General features: G+C 41.2%; 15 protein-coding genes and 2 riboswitches. Of the genes, 13 read left to right on the top strand and 2 right to left on the bottom strand.

Translation table 11 applies throughout. The annotated features are described in order from the left end of the window. Positions 1 to 382, bottom strand: a 382-nt coding sequence (locus CEF22_RS13125; RefSeq protein ID WP_157843281.1) for a CNNM domain-containing protein, incomplete at its 3' end; no start/stop codon positions are given. A gap of 301 nt (positions 383 to 683) precedes the next feature. On the opposite strand from CEF22_RS13125, the gene CEF22_RS13120 reads away from it, so the two are divergent. Beyond that, on the top strand, positions 684 to 1,511 hold the full coding sequence (locus CEF22_RS13120; protein ID WP_232726121.1) for a superoxide dismutase: 828 nt from the start codon (positions 684 to 686) through the stop codon (positions 1,509 to 1,511). 45 nt (positions 1,512 to 1,556) lie between these two features. Next, positions 1,557 to 1,664: riboswitch (TPP riboswitch) on the top strand. 71 nt (positions 1,665 to 1,735) lie between these two features. Then, positions 1,736 to 2,245, top strand: a complete 510-nt coding sequence (gene thiW / locus CEF22_RS13115) for an energy coupling factor transporter S component ThiW (RefSeq protein ID WP_100403219.1) — start codon at positions 1,736 to 1,738, stop codon at positions 2,243 to 2,245. Here the strand turns inward: thiW and CEF22_RS13110 are convergent. Then, positions 2,220 to 2,591: a YuzC family spore coat inner layer protein gene (locus tag CEF22_RS13110; RefSeq protein WP_157843232.1), complete on the bottom strand. Its 372-nt coding sequence runs from the start codon at positions 2,589 to 2,591 to the stop codon at positions 2,220 to 2,222. The two genes, thiW and CEF22_RS13110, sit on opposite strands and share 26 nt — an antisense overlap. A gap of 133 nt (positions 2,592 to 2,724) precedes the next feature. Further along, a riboswitch (TPP riboswitch) is annotated at positions 2,725 to 2,827 on the top strand. An 87-nt stretch (positions 2,828 to 2,914) separates the two neighbouring features. Here CEF22_RS13110 and CEF22_RS13105 point away from each other — a divergent pair. The 11 genes from CEF22_RS13105 (at position 2,915) to CEF22_RS13055 (ending at position 13,819) form a co-directional block, all read left to right on the top strand. After that, positions 2,915 to 4,189, top strand: coding sequence for an acetylornithine deacetylase (locus CEF22_RS13105; RefSeq protein WP_100403217.1), 1,275 nt, complete (start codon positions 2,915 to 2,917; stop codon positions 4,187 to 4,189). A 38-nt stretch (positions 4,190 to 4,227) separates the two neighbouring features. After that, positions 4,228 to 4,902, top strand: coding sequence for a thiaminase II (gene tenA / locus CEF22_RS13100; protein ID WP_100403216.1), 675 nt, complete (start codon positions 4,228 to 4,230; stop codon positions 4,900 to 4,902). Continuing rightward, positions 4,895 to 5,644, top strand: a complete 750-nt coding sequence (locus CEF22_RS13095; protein WP_100403215.1) for an ABC transporter ATP-binding protein — start codon at positions 4,895 to 4,897, stop codon at positions 5,642 to 5,644. Before tenA ends, CEF22_RS13095 begins: the two co-directional genes overlap by 8 nt. Further along, positions 5,641 to 6,393: an ABC transporter permease gene (locus CEF22_RS13090; RefSeq protein ID WP_100403214.1), complete on the top strand. Its 753-nt coding sequence runs from the start codon at positions 5,641 to 5,643 to the stop codon at positions 6,391 to 6,393. The genes CEF22_RS13095 and CEF22_RS13090 overlap by 4 nt, the downstream gene beginning before the upstream one ends. Next, positions 6,390 to 7,409: an ABC transporter substrate-binding protein gene (locus CEF22_RS13085; RefSeq protein ID WP_100403213.1), complete on the top strand. Its 1,020-nt coding sequence runs from the start codon at positions 6,390 to 6,392 to the stop codon at positions 7,407 to 7,409. The genes CEF22_RS13090 and CEF22_RS13085 overlap by 4 nt, the downstream gene beginning before the upstream one ends. A gap of 30 nt (positions 7,410 to 7,439) precedes the next feature. Continuing rightward, complete coding sequence (gene thiM / locus CEF22_RS13080) at positions 7,440 to 8,240, top strand: hydroxyethylthiazole kinase (RefSeq protein ID WP_100403212.1); 801 nt, start codon at positions 7,440 to 7,442, stop codon at positions 8,238 to 8,240. A gap of 28 nt (positions 8,241 to 8,268) precedes the next feature. After that, complete coding sequence (gene thiD, locus CEF22_RS13075; RefSeq protein ID WP_100403211.1) at positions 8,269 to 9,072, top strand: bifunctional hydroxymethylpyrimidine kinase/phosphomethylpyrimidine kinase; 804 nt, start codon at positions 8,269 to 8,271, stop codon at positions 9,070 to 9,072. Beyond that, positions 9,073 to 9,717: a thiamine phosphate synthase gene (gene thiE, locus CEF22_RS13070; protein ID WP_100403210.1), complete on the top strand. Its 645-nt coding sequence runs from the start codon at positions 9,073 to 9,075 to the stop codon at positions 9,715 to 9,717. It abuts the gene before it with no gap. 384 nt (positions 9,718 to 10,101) lie between these two features. Continuing rightward, positions 10,102 to 11,922, top strand: a complete 1,821-nt coding sequence (locus tag CEF22_RS13065; protein WP_100403209.1) for a PAS domain-containing sensor histidine kinase — start codon at positions 10,102 to 10,104, stop codon at positions 11,920 to 11,922. A gap of 142 nt (positions 11,923 to 12,064) precedes the next feature. After that, the gene (locus tag CEF22_RS13060) at positions 12,065 to 12,829 is read left to right on the top strand and encodes a TraR/DksA C4-type zinc finger protein (protein WP_100403208.1); all 765 of its coding nucleotides are present in this window, start codon (positions 12,065 to 12,067) and stop codon (positions 12,827 to 12,829) included. A gap of 93 nt (positions 12,830 to 12,922) precedes the next feature. After that, a complete protein-coding gene (locus tag CEF22_RS13055) occupies positions 12,923 to 13,819 on the top strand; it encodes a diacylglycerol/lipid kinase family protein (RefSeq protein WP_100403207.1) in 897 nt (298 codons plus the stop codon). The last annotated feature ends 5 nt before the right edge of the window (positions 13,820 to 13,824 follow it).

The following is a 13,824-nucleotide window of genomic DNA, read 5'->3' as shown; positions in this document are numbered from 1 at the left end:
GGAGCACTAAAAGCGAAATGACAGGATAGACCTTATAAGCGATCTTATCCGCAAATGTAGCAGCGATTGTTTTTGGGAGTACTTCGGCAAAAATGATTAAGCAAACAGTCAAAATACCAGTCGCAATCCCTACACTAAATCCGTATTTTAGGGCAATGATCGTTACGAGCGTTGGCAACATAATGTTGGCGATGTTATTTCCGATTAGAATCGCTGTGATCAGTTCATCTGGCTTCGAGACAAGGCTAAGTAAGTGTTGGGATTTCTTATCGTTATTTTCTGCTCTCGTCTTCAATTTCATTTTATTGACAGCAGTAAGTGCGGTTTCACTACCAGATAGAAAAGCAGACATCAAAATAAAAAACAGGATGGCAAACAGCATGACAAACCTCCAATGACTATGTATATAACTAGCAATGCTATTTATCCCGCATTAACGGGCTGTAAGATCCCCCACCTCAACATGACAAGAAGCGCAGACTGGCAGATGGGGGATCAACAGCCCGTAAACGCCCGATTGGTTCAACTAACAATCAGTGGGGGATGAAGAAAACCCCCACTGATTGAAGTTTCACCTTATATTATTGCAAATAATGGGCTATTGATAAACAAAAAAGTTTCAAAAAAGAACGTGAAATCGTTTTGGCACATATGATAAAAGTGCCTAGGAAGGGGGAATTCACTTGTCAAACTATCAACAGTTTATAAAAGAAGCGAGACAATGGTGCGAGCAGGGAGAAGGAACGGTTGAGGCAGAACGATTAATGAAATGGCAAGAACAGTTAGAGGAATTAGAGACAATGGTCGATCAACAGCTATTACAAAAGAGAATGGCTACTCTATATAGGGAATGGCAGGAATGGTATCACAGCTTGAACGGCGAAAGAAGTAGTGGTAGTGTCCCGATAGGCGGTCATAAGCTCCCTCCACTGTCTTACCGATACGATGCGTTAGAGCCTTATATTGATGAAGCAACGATGAGGCTCCATCATGATATTCATCATCAAAGCTACGTCGATGGTTTGAATAAAGCTGAAAAGGAAATGGAGAAGGCAAGGAAAAAGAATGATTACGCCTTGATCAAGCATTGGGAGAGAGAAGTCGCTTTCAATGGAGCGGGTCATTATTTACATTCGATTTTTTGGAAAGTGATGTGTCCAAAAGGTGGTGGTCAACCTACAGGTGAGTTAGAGCGAGAAATCAATCATTCTTTTGGTGGTTTTTCTTCTTTTAAACAGCATTTTTCCGCGGCTGCTGAAAAGGTTGAGGGCTCAGGTTGGGCGATTCTTGTTTGGGCACGACAAGCGAAACGATTGGAAATTCTTCAAGCGGAAAAACACCAAAATTTGAGTCAATGGGATGCCATCCCTTTGCTCGTTCTTGATGTGTGGGAGCATGCGTATTATTTAAAATATCAGTCGAAGCGAAAGGAATATATTCAAAATTGGTGGAATGTTGTTTGTTGGAATGAAGTAGCAAAGCGATTAGCTGAGGCGAAAAATAAAAATTAAAACGTGAATCTTTGAAAATTTTACTTTATAATAGAGAAAAAATATTTGAACTGCTAGAGGTGCCTTATTGTGGCTGAGAGAAAAACGAATGTTTTTCAACTCTTTGAACCTGATCTGGATGATGCCAGCGTAGGGAAGTAGTGGATGAGTATTTATTTCATTAACTATTGCCGGATCCAGGTTTGATTGGATCCGGCTTTTTGGTTTAGAAAGGGAGGATTTTGATGAATCGGGTGAACAAATTAACTTATATGGCCTTATTTGTAGCTATTGCTACTTATGCTTCGTCACTGATTTGGTTTCCAGCTGGAGTTGCGAAAGCTTATCCTGTTCAACATGCGATTAATGTGATAGCAGGGATGTTACTTGGGCCAATTCCAGCAGTCGTCATCGCCTTTGTGACGAGCCTGCTTAGAAATTTACTCGGGACAGGGTCATTACTTGCGTTTCCTGGAAGTATGATCGGAGCTTTTCTTGCAGGCTATCTTTATCAAAAAACAAGCCGGATGTGGACAGCTTCTCTCGGTGAAGTGATTGGAACGGGGATGATTGCTTCCTTGTTTGCTGTACCTTATGCCAAAATCTTTATGGGAACGACGGTTGGTGCCTTTTTCTTCTTGCCGCCTTTTCTTGTGAGCAGTTTATCTGGGTCCGTCATTGGTCTGCTGTTAGTCAAGCGTCTTGTAAAATTGAAAGTATGGAAAAAGGTTATTGCCAACGAAGTGCAACAGTAAGATGGCAACAATTTGTGGCGCCTGTTTTCGAGCTTAATTCAAGATGAATGTTATCGGGGTTGAACGAAATCTCAGCCTTAGACGTCACGCCTGCGGACTTGATTAATCGTTCTACTTCCTTTTGATTGGACTGTTGTGCCGCAGTCATCACTTGATAAGCAAAACTAGGAGAGCTGGATAGTTTGTTTACCAATAAGCTCGTTTCTTTTAATAGCTTTTTCATCGATTCAGCTGATTGTTTAAACAAGGCGACATCGACTTGTGGATACACTCTTTGTTGACTAACGGGATAGTGGAGATAATAGGGATAAAAGTAGCGATTTTGATAGGCAGGATACATTGTCAATTATGCCTCCTAATGATTGATTTTCTATAATATACGAGCAAGATGAAGATATGTGACGAGTGGCGAAACGTTCGAAATCTATTGAAGGTTCTGTTTCTTTGTGGTACAACTAAGACAAGTTTAATTAAATAAGATTCACCACTAGGGGTGCTTTTTTAGCTGAGAGAGGCTCATAGCCTTAACCCTTATAACCTGAACTAGATAATACTAGCGGAGGGAAGCGGTGTTGTAATAATATGTGCCTGCCATTTGGTAAAGTACTATGCATTTTTACAGCTGCTTCTTTTCTAGAAGCAGCTTTTTCGTATTCGGAGGTGAAAGACATGGAAGAAAAGGTAAGGCTTCTTATGAAGCAAGTGGAGGATCGACAGGAGGAACTGATTGCTCTTGTGAAAAAACTGATTTCTTATCAAACGCCGGCACCGCCAGCCAGAAACACAAGCGAGGCTCAACAGTATATCGCAAGTTTGTTGAAAGACTTAGGGTTTTCGGTTGATTTGTGGGAGATCTATCCTGAGGATCCCAATGTCGTCGGTACATTAAAGGGAAGAGATGGAGAGAATCACAAAAGCATAATTATTAATGGTCATATCGATGTGGCAGAAGTAAATGATGATGAAGTTTGGGAGACAGGGCCATTTGATCCTATTGTGAAGGATGGAGCGATTATTGGTCGGGGTGCCGCTGATATGAAAGGCGGATTAGCCGGAGCTTTATTTGCGCTTCAATTGCTACATGAAGCAGGGATTCAACTTCCAGGCGATTTAATTTTTCAATCGGTTATTGGGGAGGAAGTTGGAGAGGCAGGTACACTAGAATGCTGCAAACGTGGATATACAGCTGATTTTGCAGTCGTGGTAGATACGAGTGACTTGCATATTCAAGGGCAAGGTGGAGTGATCACAGGCTGGGTTACTTTGAAAAGTAAACAAACGCATCATGATGCGACAAGAAGAAAGATGATTCATGCGGGCGGCGGTTTACATGCGGCTAGTACGATTGAAAAAATGATGAAGATCATTGAAGGGCTACAGGAGTTAGAACGTCATTGGGCAGTCATGAAAAGCTATCCGGGGTTTTTGCCAGGAACGAATACGATTAATCCTGCAGTGATTGAAGGTGGACGTCATGCAGCTTTTGTTGCGGATGAATGCCGTTTATGGATTACTGTTCATTACTACCCGAATGAAACATACGAGCAAGTCGCAAAAGAGGTAGAAGATCATATTAGAAGAGTGGCAGATGGTGATTTATGGATGAGGAATAATCCTCCTATTTTTGAATGGGGAGGAACATCGATGATTGAAGATCGAGGAGAGATTTTCCCTTCTTTTGAGGTGGATCCTGATCATCCAGCGGTTCATACATTGATGCAGTCGCATGAAAGTGTTTTCACTCAATCGCCCATTTTAGATGTATCACCAACTGTTACAGACGGTGGCTGGCTTGCTAATGCTGGGATTCCGACGGCTCTTTATGGTCCTGGTGATTTAGAAAATGCTCACTCAGTCAATGAGCAGCTATCGATTAATCAGCTCATTCAATTTACAAAGGTCATGATTCGTTTTATTTACCAGTGGGGACATACGAAAAAGTAATGATGAAATACATATAATCATTCAAGGAGTGGAGAACAATGAAGTTTAGTGAAAGATTACATCAGAAATTACAGCCGATCTGGAGACAAAATCATAACCATCCTTTCGTGAAAGGAATGGGAGATGGCACCCTTGATAAAGAAAAGTTTCGTTTTTATATGGTGCAAGATTATTTGTATTTAATTGATTATGCGAAAGTGTTTGCTTTAGGGGCAGTGAAAGCGAATGATTTGGAGACGATGGGGAAATTTGCGGCTTTATTAGATTCGACGCTTAATATGGAAATGGAGCTTCATCGTCAATATGCCGCTCGCTTTGGCATTTCAAGAGAGGAATTAGAGCAGGCACAACCTTCTCCGATTACACTTGCTTATAATCATTATATGCTGTCTGTTAGTCAAACAGGTGGGTTACCGGAAGTGTTAGCGGCTGTATTGCCTTGTGCATGGAGCTACTGGGAGATCGGGAAAGAATTAAATGAAATTCCAGGAGCAAGTGAGCACGAGTTTTATGGTAATTGGATTCAAATGTATAGCTCGGAGGAGTTTGGTCAGCTAGCGATTTGGTGCATTGAGCTTCTTGATCAACATACGGAAGGAAAAACAGAAGCCGAGCTTGATAAATTAGAAGAGATTTTCTTAAATACAACTCGTTTTGAATACATGTTCTGGGATATGGCGTACAAAGAAGAGATGTGGCCGGGGAATGAATAAAACGGTATTAACGTTTCAAGATGTGACCTTTTCTTATGATCAAAAGGGAGCGATTCTTGATGGTTTGAATGTACAAGTGTTCGATCGAGAGTTTATTAGCATTGTTGGTGCAAGTGGCTCAGGGAAAAGTACGCTGTTTCGATTAATTACTGGCTTAGAGCAGCCTAGTAGCGGCAAAATTTTAATTAACGGAGTAGAGCATAAAAGTCGCTTAGGACAAGTAGGTTATATGCCACAGCAAGATTTATTAATGCCGTGGAGAACGATTTTAGAAAATGCGGCATTGCCACTCGAAATTAAAGGGGAATCTACATCTGACGTACTTCTCCTTCTTGAAGAATTTGGACTGAAAGGTGTCGAGCATCGTTACCCGAGTGAGCTGTCAGGAGGCATGAGGCAGAGAGTTTCCTTTCTACGAGCGGTATTAAGTGGGTCAAATGTGCTGTTATTAGATGAGCCTTTTAGCGCGCTCGATGCGATTACTCGGCTGTCAATGCAGGAGTGGCTACTTTCACAATGGGAAAAGCGGGAGAACACTGTTTTGTTTATTACGCATGATGTCAACGAGGCGTTGTTTTTATCTGATCGTATTTTTATTTTTACTGAAACGCCTGTACAGCAGTTAAAAGAGGTCAAGGTACCTTTGCCAAGACCGCGACATTTACGGGATTTAAATGACCCGCTAATTTTGAAGTTGAAAGATCAATTAATTGAGCAGCTCCGTCAGAAGGTGACAACATGAAGCGGGGCAAGGAATATATGCCAGCGACATTGTTAATCTTGTTGTTTTTAATGCTTTGGGAAGTGGTTGCTCGCTCGATGAATATGGTGTTTATTTTGCCGCCACCAACCGCTATTCTCTCCAAACTGTGGGAGCTAAAAATCCCGCTATTCACTGAGCATTTACCAGCTACTTTGTTAATTATTATCATCGGGCTGTCCATCTCTATCGTATTCGGCGTTGGCATGGCGATTTGGATGAATGCTAGTCAAGTAGCTGAAAGAGCGTTTTACCCGATCATTATTTCTTCACAAATGATTCCGATCATCGCCCTCGCCCCGATCTTTATTTTGTGGTTTGGATATACCATTTGGAGCAAGGTCGTTGTGACGGTATTAATCACCTTTTTTCCGATTACGGTCAGCACGTTTGATGGCTTGCGTTCGAGCAGCAAAGAATTGAAAGAGCTACTGTTAACGATGGGGGCTGGAAAAAAAGAAATTTTCTTTAAACTAAGTGTTCCTTCAGCTTTGCCTCATTTTTACTCGGGGTTAAAGGTGGCTGTTACATTAAGCGTTATTGGAGCGGCCATTGGGGAATGGTTAGGGGCTCAAGAAGGGCTCGGTTATTTCAGTCGGCGGATGATGACTCAGTTTGACGGAGCGGCCGTGTTTGCGCCCATTGTTTTATTATCAGCAGTTGGAATTATGATGTTTACGATGGTGAAAGTATTCGAAAGACGATCATTAAAATGGAGGAAAACGGAATGAAAAAATGGTTACTAGTTGCCGTTAGTGTTGTTTTAGCAGCGATGCTGACAGCGTGTGGTTCAAAAGAGAAGGAAGAACAGAAGACAGCTTCAAATGAAGAGAAGAAAGAGCTGAAAGATGTTAGCATTATGCTTGATTGGTATCCGAATGCAGTGCATAGCTTTTTGTATGTAGCACAAGAGAAAGGCTATTTTAAAGAAGAAGGGATTAATGTAGATATTCAATTCCCTGCGAGTCCAACTGATCCTATTCAATTAGCGGCTGCTAGTAAAGTGACGCTTGGCATTTCTTATCAGCCGGATGTCGTAATGGCTCGTGCAGATCAAAACATCCCGGTGAAATCTGTTGGTGCGATTGTTCGTTCGCCATTAAACCGAGTGATGTTTCTAGAAGATAGTGAGATTCAAACACCGAAAGACTTAGAGGGAAAAACGATCGGTTTTTCAGGTATTCCTTTAAATGAAGCGATTATTGATACGATGGTAAAACATGATCAAGGTGATCCAGAGAAAGTAAAAATGGTCGATGTCGGTTTTGAATTAAATGCTGCGGTTGTTAGTAAAAAAGCGGATGCGGTAGTTGGTGCTTATGTGAACCATGAAGTACCGTTATTGAAACATGAAGGCATTGAGACTCGTAACTTTGATCCATCAAAATACGGAGTACCTAACTTTTATGAGCTGGTTGCGGTAACAAGCGATCAAACATGGAACGAGCAGCAAGATGTGATTCAGGCGTTTTGGCGTGCAGCGGAGAAAGGCTTTGAATTTACGGAGCAACATCCTGATGAAGCGCTTCAAATTTTATTAAGCAAGCAAGATGCAGCGAATTTCCCGCTTATCGAAGAAGTAGAAAAACAAAGCTTAGATATTCTGTTACCAAAGATGACATCTGAAAGTGGATTTGGTAGTCAGGAGAAAGAATCTTGGGAAGAAACGAGCAAATGGATGAAAGAAGCTGGATTGATTAAGAAAGATCCGAACATCGATGAGCTGTTTGTTAATATGCCTGAGTGAACATAATCAAGCGGAAAGGGTGTTAACAGCATGGATACATCTAGCATTGGAAAGACCTTAAAAAAATTGCGTGAGCAGCAACCGCTGATTCATAACATTACGAATGTGGTCGTCACGAATTTTACTGCCAATGGATTATTGGCATTAGGAGCGTCGCCTGTGATGGCTTATGCGAAAGAAGAAGTAGCTGATATGGCACGAATTTCTAGTGCGTTAGTTTTGAATATCGGTACATTAGATGAGGAAAAAGTGGAAGCGATGATCATTGCTGGGAAAGCAGCTAATGAAGCAAGTATTCCTGTTATTTTTGATCCAGTAGGTGCTGGAGCGACCACCTATCGAACAGAAGTAGCTCGTAAAATTGTTCGTGAAGTAAATGTGGCTGTCATTCGCGGAAATGCGGCTGAAATTGCTCATGTGACAGGGCACAAATGGGAGATCAAAGGTGTTGATGCCAAAGAAGGGCAAGGAGATCCCATTCAGTTAGCTCAAGAAGCGGCAAAAAGCTTAGGGATGTCAGTTGTCATTACCGGTAAAACGGACGTCATCACGGATGGAAACACGACGTATTTAGTGCATAATGGCGATGCGATGTTAACAAAAGTGACGGGTGCCGGCTGTTTATTAACATCAGTGATTGGAGCGTTCGCCGCGGTGGAAAAAGATGTACTGTCTGCGGCGGTGTCGGCTGTCGTCACTTACGGTGTGGCAGCTGAGCGAGCGATTGAAATGATTGGAGAAAAGGGACCTGGAAGTTTTCAAATCGAGCTTTTAAACAGCTTGTCGAAGGTGACAGCAGAGAGCATTCAATCATTAGCACGGTTCGAATAACAACCATTATTATTTGAGGTGAATCAACATGACAGTATATAAAGCATTGACGATTGCAGGATCAGATAGCGGTGGAGGAGCGGGGATACAAGCAGACTTGAAAACATTTCAAGAGCTAGAAGTGTACGGAATGTCTGCGCTAACCGCTGTGACGGCTCAAAATACGTTAGGTGTTCACGGTGTGTATCCGTTATCTGTTGAAGCCGTTGAAAAACAGATCGAAGCTATTGGAGAAGATATGGGGACAGATGCTTTAAAAACCGGAATGTTATTTAGTGGAGAAATCATTCGAGCGGTGGCGAAGCAAATTGAAAAGTATAATTGGGGGAAAGTCGTCGTTGATCCAGTGATGATTGCCAAAGGAGGAGCGTCTTTATTGCAGGAAGAAGCGATTCAAGCGATGAAAGAAGTGTTGCTTCCGCGGGCACTGGTTATTACGCCTAACATACCTGAAGCTGAAGTTCTTGCGGAGATGAGTATTCATAGCCTCGAAGACCGAAAAGTCGCCGCCGAAAAATTATATCATGCCGGTGTGAAGAATGTTGTCATAAAAGGTGGACACGCAGATGATGGAGAGGACTTAATCAACCTTTTATTTGACGGAAATGAGTTTACTTATGTCAAAAGTTCACGAATTTCCACGAAAAATACACATGGAACGGGCTGTACATTTGCAGCGGCGATGACGGCAGAATTAGCCAAAGGTCAAACGGTGCAACAAGCAGTAGAAACAGCATCTGCATTCGTTCACGCAGCGATTGAACATGATTTGCATATTGGCGGCGGACACGGACCGACGAATCATTGGGCGTATAAAAAGGGGTATCAGTAAATGGAGCACTTAAGACAGCAGTTGAAAGTATACTTCATTATGGGAACGGCTAACAGTGTGTCTCCCCCCCAACAAATATTACAGGAAGCCATTAAAGGTGGCATCACGATGTTTCAATTTCGGGAAAAAGGGGATAGAGCTTTAGTGGGCGAGGAAAAGCTTCAATTGGCTAAAGAACTACAAGTGATGTGTAAAGAACATCAAATCCCGTTTATTGTAAACGATGATATTGATCTTGCTATCCAATTAAATGCAGATGGTGTTCATATTGGACAGGATGACGAAAATGTAGCGGTCGTTCGGAAGAAATTGCCGAATCAAATCATCGGTGTATCGGCCCACACGATCGAAGAAGTGGAAGCCGCTATTGCCGATGGAGCCGATTATTTAGGAATAGGTCCAATCTTTCCTACTAAAACAAAAGCCGATGCTAAGGAAGTGCAAGGGACGACATTGATTGAAGAAATTCGAACAAAAGGATTGACCATTCCAATTGTGGGTATTGGTGGAATTACTGTTGAGAACGCCAGTGCCGTTATTCGTGCAGGAGCGGACGGTGTTTCGGTGATTACAGCGATTAGTCAGCATCAGTCTCCAGAGGTGGCAGCTAAACAATTGTGGAGCTCAGTTAAGAAAAAAGGATAAATTAGGTAGTTGGTGTCTACAAAACTTTCTTTTCACCATATATTATTGTATATGATTGGTAGGAGGTTAAAAAAATGACAAGTCGACCTCAAAAGAAAAAGTCAGGCTGTGGGTGTGGAAAAAAGAAGATAGCATCTAAGACTCATTCATCTGCTCAGCAACAAGAAATGAACAAAAAAAAGCGATAGCACGATTTATTGCTCCTTCAGGCTGTTCCAAATGGTTAAACCCTATTGGGACAGCCTTTTGTGAAGAAAAAATAACGACAGAGGGAACTAGATTTTTGTCGAAAAATGTTTATGGGGAAACAAGTATAATTTTGTCGGAAAATTTTTAGTGAAATCCTTGATCGTTTCTTACATAATAAATAAGGGGGGATGGTTTGTGAACAATTTAAGTATGAATACGAAGGAAGTTGAACTGACAGCGAAATGGTTCGCTACGGTAACCAATGATCTGTTAATTTTATTAAATCAAGAAGGACAAATCGAATACATAAATCCTTCCTTTGAGAGAGCTATACAATATTCTTTGCCAGAAATCAAGAATCAGAATTACTTAACCTTTGTTCATGAACAAGACCGAGAGCATACACTTGAACATCTTGAGCTATTAAAAAAAGATCAGTTTATCCCATTCATTAATCGGTATAAAAGGAAGGATGGTACATATTACCGTCTGCATTGGATAATGGCGGCTATTTCGGGAAGCGGTTACATCCAAGGGGTAGCTAGGCCAATTGAATATAGTAATAATCATGGAAAAGTGCTGTCTACTCGCACATGGTATAACTCCTTTTATGGGTATTCAGGAGAGGCGGCTCACATGTTTGATCTTGAAGGTCGGGTCATCGCCGCCAATACAGCATTTGAAAAACTATTTGGATGGACAGCTGAAGAGATGGTTGGTAAAAAATTAGAAATCCTTCCACCAGATAGGCAATATGAATTTGATCAAGCGAAAGAAGAGGTTCTGAACGGTAGTCGGATTGTTAATTTTCAAACACTTCGAGTGAAGAAAGATGGCACAATGATCCCTGTTTCGGTCACTTATTCTAAAGTTTGTGATGATGGCGGCGAAATTGTCGCTCTTTCTGCGATCATCAAAGATTTAACGGAGCTCGTTAACACGCAAAAAATTGTTGAACAGCAAATCGAATTTATGGCCGAGCAAGAGAAGTTGTTGCAGAATATTTCTGATAATATTAATGAAATTGTTTGTCTGTATGATATTCAACTGGGCAAGTATGTGTATATTAGTCCTTCTTATGAACGAGTATGGGGATTTGATTTGCAAGAGGTGTACAAGGATGCAAATGTCATGTTTGATACCGTTTATGAAGAGGATATTGATCAAGCTCGAGCCTTTTTCCTAACGCCTCATCATTCCGCTAAAGAATTAGAGTATCGCATAGTGACGAACAGCGGAGAGGTGAAGTGGATTCGTACAAAAGTGACACCAGTAAAGGATAACGACGGAACGATTGTCCGATATTTGAGCATTTCTGAAGATGTATCAGAATTAAAAGAAAGCGAACTATTAATAAAGAAGTCTGATAAGCTTGGTGTAGTTGGTCAACTGGCTGCTGGGATTGCCCATGAAATAAGAAATCCGTTAACAGCTGTCAAAGGTTTTTTGCAATTACTAAACCAAGAAACGGAAACAAAGTATGCTGATATTATTCTTACTGAGCTTGAACGAATTGAATTTATTATGAACGAGTTTTTAATGCTCGCTAAGCCCCATGAAGAAATGAAAATGGAAGAAAAAAGCATTGTTGATGTATTAAAAGAAGTGATTACCTTTATGGGACCTGAAGCGATCTTAAATCAAGTGGAAATCATTACGGAATTTACAGATGAGCCACTGATGGTCATTTGTGAGCAAAAGCAATTAAAGCAAGTATTTATTAATTTAATCAAAAATGCTATAGAAGCGATACCTTCAGGTGGACAGGTTTTCGTTCGAACGATGGTGAAGTCCAATGGATTTGTTTGTATAGAAGTGGAGGATAATGGAGTCGGTATTTCAAACGAGAAGATTGAACGATTAGGCGAACCTTTTTATTCTAGTAAAGAGAAGGGAACGGGACTAGGATTGATGGTTAGCTTTAAAATTATTGAAAACCATAAAGGAACCTTTCAAATTTCTAGTGAAGAAGGGAATGGAACAACGGTGCAAATACTGTTACCGCTAGTGAAATAAAGACAGGCTAAACGAGTCAATTGTTTAGCCTGTCTTTATTATTTTTAAATGAGTGATCATCCCTTTGAAAGTTTTAGTATGAGTATGTCAATTTAACTCATACTAAAAATGTTTCGGAAACTTGTGTAAGGGAGTGACCGTGTTGTTGACAGCTGAGAAATTATCAGCTTTTCTGTCAAAGCTCATGATGGAGAAGCAAGAGCTTGAGCGTCGGCTTCAGGATCATCGTCATTTTGGTCTAGAAAGAAGTCATCCTCATGATTCGATGGGTGAGCTGTCAAGTTATGATAATCACCCTGCCGATGAGGGGACGGAGTTATTCGAAAGAGAAAAAGACGTAGCATTAAATGAACATGAGCAATATGAACTAGCTAATATCAATCGAGCAATACAGGCGATTGAAGAAGGGGCGTACGGAACGTGTATCGTGTGCGGCCAAGACATTCCAATAGAGAGACTTGAAGTGCTACCATCTACCGTTTATTGTATCGAACATACACCGGATCGAACGATTTCTCGTCATCGGCCGGTTGAAGAAGAAGTATTAAGCCCACCTTTTGGCCAATTTGAATATGATGGTCACCCGAATGAATCAGTCGGTTATGACGCAGAAGATGCATGGCAAGATGTCGCAAAATGGGGGACGTCTGAATCGCCATCCGACTTTGCTGCTCCTCCTGCTGATTATGATCATATGTACGTTGAATCAGACGAAAATATAGGATATGTAGAGGACTATGAAAATTTTGTTGGAGTAGACATTACAGGGGAAAAGGTAACTATTTACCCAAATAAACAACATGAACGATATGAAGCAGAACTAGATGAAGAAGGGATTATGACTTCATTTGGAGATTTGCCTCCATATGAACGCGAGCCCTACACAGAAAGAACGAAAGATCAGTAAGGTCTATCAAAATATTCATACGAACATTTTGTCAAGCGACCGCTCAAATCATGATATGATAGGATAAATAAGTCATGGCAGGGGTCGGTTCGTATGTATGTAGTGCTTGTCAATCCAAAAGCAGGAAATAACCAGGGCGTCAAAAAATGGGAGCAATTAGAGAAAATATTTGTGAGTAAAAAAATGGCTTACGAAGCCTTTGTAACAGCGTCCGAACAAGAAACGCGTGAGGTTGTTTGGGAATTTAAAGACAAGAATACCGTGACGGCTTTTATTGTGATCGGTGGAGATGGAACAGTCCATACAGTGATTCAAGACTTAGCAGGAAGCGATATTCCCATAGCTGTGTTGCCAGCAGGGTCTGGGAACGATTTAGCGAGAGCCTTCAAGTTAACGAATAATCCAAGCAAGCTAGCTGAAGCCATTCTGAAACGAGAAGTAAGAGAGCTTGATGTGCTTCATGTAAATGGGAATTATTGCTTAACGATTGCAGCAGCGGGCATGGATGCGGAAATTACTGATCATGCCGCCCGCTCCTTTTATAAGCGATGGTTCAATTTTTTGCGAGTGGGTTCACTGACTTATGTGCTCAGTGCTTTATTAGTCATTCCGAAGTTTAAGCCTAGTCATGTAAAAATTAAAATTGATAATGATCAATATATTGCTGAGAAAGTATGGATGGTCGCTTGTGGAAACACGCAAAGCTACGGTGGCGGAATGAAGGTTTGCCCGCTTGCTCATCCAACAGATGGAATTGTTGACCTTGTATTTTTGCATACGATTGACAGGCGCACAATTATCAGCAAGTTGTTACCTAAAGTTTATTCAGGGAAGCATATTAATAAGGATGGGGTCACTTATTTAAAAGGGAGAGATATTCACATCTCCAGTGACCGTCCACTGAAGGTAATTGCTGATGGAGAAATCATAGGAGAAACACCTTTAGCTATTCGAGTAAAGCCGAATGCCATTAAACTAATTGCCACATAAAAACT

Source organism: Bacillus sp. FJAT-42315 (assembly GCF_002797375.1).
Classification (GTDB): Bacteria; Bacillota; Bacilli; order Bacillales; family Domibacillaceae; genus Bacillus_CE.
Note: the sequence above shows the minus strand (reverse complement) of the source record. Positions and strands in the feature narration are given on the sequence as shown.

Bases quoted from the DNA above. Each gene is read 5' to 3' on its own strand.
- thiM (WP_100403212.1), top strand. From the start codon at position 7,440: ATGGATACATCTAGCATTGGAAAGACCTTAAAAAAATTGCGTGAGCAG.
- CEF22_RS13105 (WP_100403217.1), top strand. From the start codon at position 2,915: ATGGAAGAAAAGGTAAGGCTTCTTATGAAGCAAGTGGAGGATCGACAG.
- thiW (WP_100403219.1), top strand. From the start codon at position 1,736: ATGAATCGGGTGAACAAATTAACTTATATGGCCTTATTTGTAGCTATT.
- CEF22_RS13095 (WP_100403215.1), top strand. From the start codon at position 4,895: ATGAATAAAACGGTATTAACGTTTCAAGATGTGACCTTTTCTTATGAT.
- CEF22_RS13090 (WP_100403214.1), top strand. From the start codon at position 5,641: ATGAAGCGGGGCAAGGAATATATGCCAGCGACATTGTTAATCTTGTTG.
- tenA (WP_100403216.1), top strand. From the start codon at position 4,228: ATGAAGTTTAGTGAAAGATTACATCAGAAATTACAGCCGATCTGGAGA.
- CEF22_RS13085 (WP_100403213.1), top strand. From the start codon at position 6,390: ATGAAAAAATGGTTACTAGTTGCCGTTAGTGTTGTTTTAGCAGCGATG.
- thiD (WP_100403211.1), top strand. From the start codon at position 8,269: ATGACAGTATATAAAGCATTGACGATTGCAGGATCAGATAGCGGTGGA.
- CEF22_RS13055 (WP_100403207.1), top strand. From the start codon at position 12,923: ATGTATGTAGTGCTTGTCAATCCAAAAGCAGGAAATAACCAGGGCGTC.
- thiE (WP_100403210.1), top strand. From the start codon at position 9,073: ATGGAGCACTTAAGACAGCAGTTGAAAGTATACTTCATTATGGGAACG.